Below are 5,986 nucleotides of genomic sequence, written 5' to 3'. Positions count from 1 at the left end.
TCCCCCGGCGCGGCTGCCGCGGCGCGCGGATCCGGGCGCGGCGTGCCGTGCGCCGTGCTCACGTGGGGGCCCCGGCGGGCTCCGGCGGTCCTGACAGCTCGGTGAGGGCGCGGGACGTGGCGAGGGTGGAGGCGAACGCGGCGACGAGCGTCGGGTGGTAGACGGCGTCGAAGAGCTCGTCGGCCCCGCCCCCGGGCATGCCGCGCAGCGCGGGCATCGCCCCGTCCTCCTGCTGGGCGGCGGCGAAGCCCTCCCACGCGCGGGCGTCGAGCGTCGGCGCGGGCAGGCACGCGTCGACGACGAGCAGCTCGCCCAGCAGGTCCCAGCGCTCCAGGTCCAGCCAGTCGTCGAGCCACGCGGGCAGCCACGCGGCGAGGTAGTCGGCGAGGTCGGCGGGCAGGCCGCCGGGGTCACCGCCCCACTCGGTGAGATGGAAGACGGTGTGCGTGATGTCGTAGGCGATGTGGCCCTCGACGGTCCACGGCTCGGGGCGGGCCGCGAGCCAGGTGCGGCGCAGGTCGGCCGACAGGTCCCGGGAGTCCGGCGCGCCGTTCCCCGCGGCGGTGTGCGTCGGGGCCGGCGCGGCCGGGGGTGTCCCCGCCGGCGCCCCGGCGGCGGCGATCGCGGCGTGGCGCCGCAGGAACGCCGTGAGGCCGAGCCGGCGCACCGGCTTGACCTCGAACGCGTGCCAGCCGGCGAGCCGCTGGTTGGCCGTCACGGCCCGCTCGACGGCGGGGTCCGCGTAGCCCAGTTCCCGAAACGGCAGGTAGACCTCGAACGGGACGGGCGAGATGGGCTCCGTGTGCTGGGCGCGCACCAGCATGTGCCCGCTGTCCAGCACCTCGTGCCAGACGTGGTTCAGCAGCCTGCGGACGAGGTCGGTGTGGCGGGAGCCCGTCGCTCCCTCCCGGAAGAGCACCCCGCCGATCACGGCCAGCTCGCCGATCGGCTTGAAGCGTTCGAGGAACCCGATCTCCGGGTCGACGTCCGGTTCGAGGCGGAAGCCGGCGCGGTGCGCGTACAGCCACTCGATGGCCCGCGCGCCCACGGTGTGGACCAGCGCGGTCGCGGCCCGGGGCGCCGTGGCGCCGGGGCCGCCGGGGGTCGGGGTCGTGCCGGTCCCTCGGACCGGGTTGCCGTCCGTCATGCCGGGGCTCCCTGTCTCTCGCGGGCGGGGCCGAGCGCCAGTGCGGCGGCGAAGGCGGCCATCAGCGTGGAGTGGTAGCAGTCGGGGAACGCGCGGCGCACGGGCCGCCCGCGGGTCCCCGGCCCGATCTCCGGCAGGGCGCCGCGGGCGTCCTGCCCGGCGGCCAGGGCGCGGAAGGCCGCGGCGAAGAGGTCGCCGGGCGGCGGCGCCGGCAGGGCGGCCGCCACCGCGAGCAGCTCGCACGCCAGGTCCCACTGGTCGTCCTCCAGGCAGGAGTCGAGCCAGGCGGGCAGCCACAGCCCCAGGTACGCGGCGACGTCGTCTGGGACGCCCGCCGCGTCGCCGCCCCAGTCGGTGAGGTGGAAGACGACGTGCGTGAGGGTGTAGCCGGAGGCGGCCTCGAACGTCCACGGCTCGGGGAGCCCGCCCAGCCAGGTGGCGCGCAGCGCCTCCGCCACCGGCCGGTGCGGGGCGAGGCCCACGCGGCGCTCCGAGTTGAGCAGGCCGAGGCGCCGGTTGGGCTGCTGCTCCGTCAGCCGCCAGCCGCGCGTGGCGGCCGCAGTCGCCGCGAGCTCCTCGAAGCCGGGGTGGCGCAGGCCGGCCGACGCGAACGCCGCGTACACCTCCAGGGCGTACGTGCCGAAGGGCTCCAGGCGCTGGAGCTCATGGAAGAACGCGCCGCTCTCCGTCAGCCGCCAGGCATGGCGCAGCAGGTCCGACGCGGTGGCGTGCAGCGGGTCGGACTCCGGGAGGGCCCGGCGCACCGAGACGCAGACCTGGGCGAGCTCACCCAGGGGTTTCCAGGTGCGGTTCACGTCGCCGTGCTCGGCGAGCGCGTCCTCGCCGAGCCGGAAGTGCTCCCGGTTCTCCCAGGTCCAGCGCAGGGCGGCGGCGCCGACCTCGCGCACCGCCGGGGCCGGCGGCGCGTCGGCGGGCGCTGTCACGCGCGGGCTCCCGCCCGCAGCGAACGTGCCACGTGCGTGTGCAGCGCGACGCGTGCGTCGTCGCCGCCCATCTGCGCGACGAAGGCGAGGCCGGAGTCCAGCCCGAGGGTCTCGGGCACCCCGTCCAGCACGGCGGGCCAGCGGCCGGTGCCGGCGGCCTGGAGCCAGTCGCGGCGCCGCACGGCGCGCACGAAGCCGCGGGCCACGTCCACGGGCCTGCGGGCGGCGACGCGCGCGATCCCCGAGCCGGTGCCCGGGACGGCCAGCGCGGCGAGCACGGCGAGCTGGTGACCCAGCGTCTGCCAGGGCGCGTCGTCCAGCCAGCCGGTGCCGGGCTCGGCCGCGGCGGCCGACTCCCCGGCGTCCGCGGGGCCGTCCGCGGGGCCGTCCGCGGGGGAGAACGTGTCGACGGCGCCGCCGGTCCCGGCGAGCCGCAGAAGTGTGTCGGTCATCGCCCAGTGGCTCCACGCCGAGACGGCGGAGGCGCCGGAGGCGGGCGGGTGGGCCGCGACGGCCTGCCGGAACAGGGAGAGGTCGCCGTGGTCCGCGGGGCGGCCGAGCAGCACGCTCGGGAGCAGGACGTCGCAACCCAGCACGCGCACCGCCGCGAGTCCCAGGCCGTCGTCACCGCCGATCCCGGCGCCACCGCACACACCGCCGACGTGGTCCCCGCTCCGGAGAGCGGAGACCACCTCGAACGCGAGGTCCTGTACCGCGCCCGTCAGGCGGGTCGAGGTACTGGGCTGCTCGGTCATTGACTTCCGTCAGCCCTTCTTCGGCCGCGGGGTCGGAGGCGAGAGCAGGAGCGATCCGCTGCCGCTGGCCAGGGCCAGCGCCGCGCATTCACGCGTGTCGCGGAAGACGCCGCCTGCTTCCATCGGGTTGAGGGCCGCTTCGAGTTCCGTGTCCTGAAGCTCAGTGAGGTCACGGGTCACGGGTTCGACGGAAGCCACAGCCACCATCCCCTTTCGATCGAGGTACTGCCTTGCATTCACCATCACAACACACACCGACATAGGCGGCAAAAGGGCCAAGAGTGCCTGTAACACTGCACACTGCAGAGTTCACGGCGCACAGTGCGCGGTCACTCCCGGCCGTGCGGGAGCCGGGCGGGCGGCCACCGGGACGGCCGCCCGCCCTTCGCACTCCCCGGCCGCGGGGCGGCGGCCGCCCGAACCGTCCGGGTCAGCCGATCTCCGCGCCCAGCGCCGTCAGCGCGGCGGGCACGGGCTGGAAGAAAGTCTCCCCGCCGGACGTGCAGTTGCCGCTGCCGCCGGAGGTGAGGCCCAGCGCCGTGGAGCCGTCGAAGAGAGGGCCGCCGCTGTCGCCCGGCTCGGCGCACACCGAGGTCTTGATGAGCCCGCTGACGGTGCCCTCCTCGTAGTTGACCGTGGCGTCCAGCCCGGTGACCTCGCCGGTGTGGGTCTTCGTGGTGCTGCCGCTGCGCTCCACGGTCTGCCCGACGAGGGGCGTCCCGGCCTTGGTGATGGGCTGCGTGCTCCCGTTGTAGAGGTCCACGTCGCTCGGGTGCGCCACGGTCGCCGTGTACTTCACGAGGGAGTAGTCGTGCGTCGGGAAGGTCGCACTCTCCGTCTGCGCGATCTGCGCCCCGTTCTGCGTGTCCGACCAGTTCTTGACGGCCTTGCCGCAGTGACCGGCCGTCAGGAAGTAGGGGTCGCCGCCCTTGACCACGTTGAAGCCGAGCGAGCAGCGGGCCCCGTCGCCCCAGATGGCGTCGCCGCCCGAGATGTTCAACGACAGCTTGCTCGCGGTGCGTTCCAGGACGGCCCGGCTGCCCAGGTCGCCGACGATCCGGTTCAGCCGTGCCAGGCGCGCGTCGTCCACCGTGCGGTCCGCGGTGACCACGACCTTGTCCGCCTTGGGGTCGATCACCCAGGACGTGCCGGTGATCATGGCCTTGGCCCGCAGGGTCGCCGTCGCGGAGCGCAGCTCCGCCAGCGAGTTCGACACCAGCCGGGGCGTCGCGCCGCCGGCCCGCACGGTGTCGGCGGCCGACTCGTCCAGGACGTTGACGACGAGGCGGTGGTGCGTCGAGTCGTAGAACGACCCTTGCGAGGTGTCGTCGAAGCGCGCCGCGAGCGAGCCCGCGGAGGCGGCCGACAGTCCCTCGGGTCCGGGCGGTCCGGGCAGGGTCGGGCCGGCGTGGGCCGGGCCGGTGGCGACGAGGACGGCGGTGGCGGTCAGTGCGAGGGCGCCGGCGCCGGCCAGCCGGGCGCGCCGCGTCGAGACGTGTCTGTACTGCAACTCAGAACCCTTCGGGACCAGAGGTTCGGCACGGACACTCATGACGGAGGAGACATCGGCAGGTCGCGTCCGCGCCCGGTTGCGACGACTAGTTCCCGCCCTGTCGTGTGAGCGGTGCGTTGCGCTGCGATTTCCCCTGTGCGAGTAGCACGCTCCCGCCAACCGGCCGCCACGGCGCGCCGCGGGCGGTGATCGGCCGTAGACCCCTTCGCCCGAACGGGTGGCGGCGCGGCAGGAGCGGGCCCGCGGCGCTCCCGGGGCGGTGCTTGCGGCCGGGGCGGTGGGCCTTCGGGGCGGCGTGCGCTCGGGACGGTGCGCCTTCGGGACGGTGCGCCTTCGGGACGTGCCGTCACGCCCGCCACACGGGGGCCGCGCGCCCGGGTTGCCGCCACGCCCGGGGACGCGCCGGGTCCCCGGGCACGCGGGGCGGGCCGGTCGTGCCGGTGTCGGCGGATCAGGTGCGCGGCGCGCCGCGGGCCGCCCTCGCGGCGTACGCCGAGTGCGCCGCGTCGTGGAAGGCGCGGCGCACCGCCGCGATGCCCTCGCCGGTCCGGGTCGGGTGGACCCGGTTCGTCAGCAGCACCGCGTACAGGCCCGCCACCGGATCGATCCACAGGCTCGTGCCGGTGAAACCCGTGTGGCCGTAGGAGGCGGGGCCGAAGGCCGTGCCGACCGGCGAGCCCACCGGGTCGAGTCCCTGCCAGGCCAGGCCCCGCCGCAGCCCGAGCCCGTCGGTGTGCGGGGCGGTCATGAGCGCGTGGGTGGCCGGGCGCAGCAGTTCCCGGGCGCCGCCGGCGAGCGAGGCCCCGAGGCGTTCCATGTCGTCGAGCGTGGCGAACAGGCCCGCGTGGCCGCAGACCCCGCCGAGCACCACCGCGTTCTCGTCGTGCACCTCGCCGACGACCACGCGGCCGCGCCAGGGGCAGTCCTCGGTGGCGACGGCGCGGGCCCGGGCCGCCGCGTCCGGTGTGAAGCCGGTCGCGGACAGGCCGAGCGGCGCGCACACCGTCTCGGCCACCAGTTCGTCCAGCGGCATGCCGGACGCGGCCTCGGCGATCAGCCCGAGCAGCATGAAGCCCTGCGACGAGTAGACGACCCGCGTGCCGGGCTCGGCGGCGGGCAGCCTCCCGAGCGCGGCGAGCAGGGACTCCCTGGTCGGATGGTCGCGGTACATCGGCACCCCGCCGGGCAGCCCCGAGGTGTGGGTGAGGAGCTCGGCGACGGTCAGGCGGGCCAGGGGGGTCGCGGCGTAGCGGGGCAGGTGCCGGCCGACGGTGTCCGCCAGGGCGAGGGCCCCCCGGTCGGCGAGGGCCATGACGGCGAGGCCCACCACCGGTTTCGTCACGGACGCGAGGTCCCACAGGTCGGTCCCGTCGAGGGCGTCGGCGCCCGGCTCCGGGTCCTCCGCGGCCCGCTCCGGACGGCGGCGGGTGCCCGTCCAGCCGCGGTCGAGCACGGTGTCCGCCGTGCCCACCGACCAGGCCGCACCCGAGAACACCCGCCGGGCGCGGGCCTCTTCGAGCACGGCGCGCAGCGCGTTCACGACAGGGCTCCCGTCCCGGCGGCGGAACCGGTGCCCCCGCCGCCCGGTACGGCGCCGAGGCGCGGGGGAGCGCCCAGGCCCGCCGAC

At 76.2% G+C, this 5,986-nt stretch carries 6 protein-coding genes; all 6 read right to left on the bottom strand.

Features of this window, described 5'->3' with window-relative positions:
* Positions 1-58: 58 nt before the first annotated feature.
* The gene (locus L1885_RS21930; protein ID WP_235798883.1) at positions 59-1,147 is read right to left on the bottom strand and encodes a DUF6895 family protein; all 1,089 of its coding nucleotides are present in this window, start codon (positions 1,145-1,147) and stop codon (positions 59-61) included.
* The gene (locus L1885_RS21925; RefSeq protein ID WP_235798882.1) at positions 1,144-2,091 is read right to left on the bottom strand and encodes a DUF6895 family protein; all 948 of its coding nucleotides are present in this window, start codon (positions 2,089-2,091) and stop codon (positions 1,144-1,146) included. Before L1885_RS21925 ends, L1885_RS21930 begins: the two co-directional genes overlap by 4 nt.
* Positions 2,088-2,846 (bottom strand): hypothetical protein, encoded by a 759-nt coding sequence (locus L1885_RS21920; protein WP_235798881.1) that lies wholly within the window; start codon positions 2,844-2,846, stop codon positions 2,088-2,090. Before L1885_RS21920 ends, L1885_RS21925 begins: the two co-directional genes overlap by 4 nt.
* 9 nt (positions 2,847-2,855) lie before the next feature.
* Positions 2,856-3,053: a hypothetical protein gene (locus tag L1885_RS21915; RefSeq protein WP_235798880.1), complete on the bottom strand. Its 198-nt coding sequence runs from the start codon at positions 3,051-3,053 to the stop codon at positions 2,856-2,858.
* 223 nt (positions 3,054-3,276) lie between these two features.
* Positions 3,277-4,356 (bottom strand): S1 family peptidase, encoded by a 1,080-nt coding sequence (locus L1885_RS21910; RefSeq protein WP_235798879.1) that lies wholly within the window; start codon positions 4,354-4,356, stop codon positions 3,277-3,279.
* 454 nt (positions 4,357-4,810) lie between these two features.
* The gene (locus L1885_RS21905; RefSeq protein ID WP_235798878.1) at positions 4,811-5,899 is read right to left on the bottom strand and encodes a serine hydrolase domain-containing protein; all 1,089 of its coding nucleotides are present in this window, start codon (positions 5,897-5,899) and stop codon (positions 4,811-4,813) included.
* Positions 5,900-5,986: the final 87 nt, after the last annotated feature.

Origin of the sequence: Streptomyces fuscigenes (assembly GCF_021556455.1) — a bacterium.
Classification (GTDB): domain Bacteria; phylum Actinomycetota; class Actinomycetes; order Streptomycetales; family Streptomycetaceae; genus Streptomyces; species Streptomyces fuscigenes.
The sequence above is the reverse complement of the archived record's forward strand: the minus strand, read 5'-3'. Positions and strand labels throughout refer to the sequence as shown.

Bases quoted from the DNA above. Each gene is read 5' to 3' on its own strand.
- L1885_RS21930 (WP_235798883.1), bottom strand. From the start codon at position 1,147: ATGACGGACGGCAACCCGGTCCGAGGGACCGGCACGACCCCGACCCCC.
- L1885_RS21920 (WP_235798881.1), bottom strand. From the start codon at position 2,846: ATGACCGAGCAGCCCAGTACCTCGACCCGCCTGACGGGCGCGGTACAG.
- L1885_RS21915 (WP_235798880.1), bottom strand. From the start codon at position 3,053: ATGGTGGCTGTGGCTTCCGTCGAACCCGTGACCCGTGACCTCACTGAG.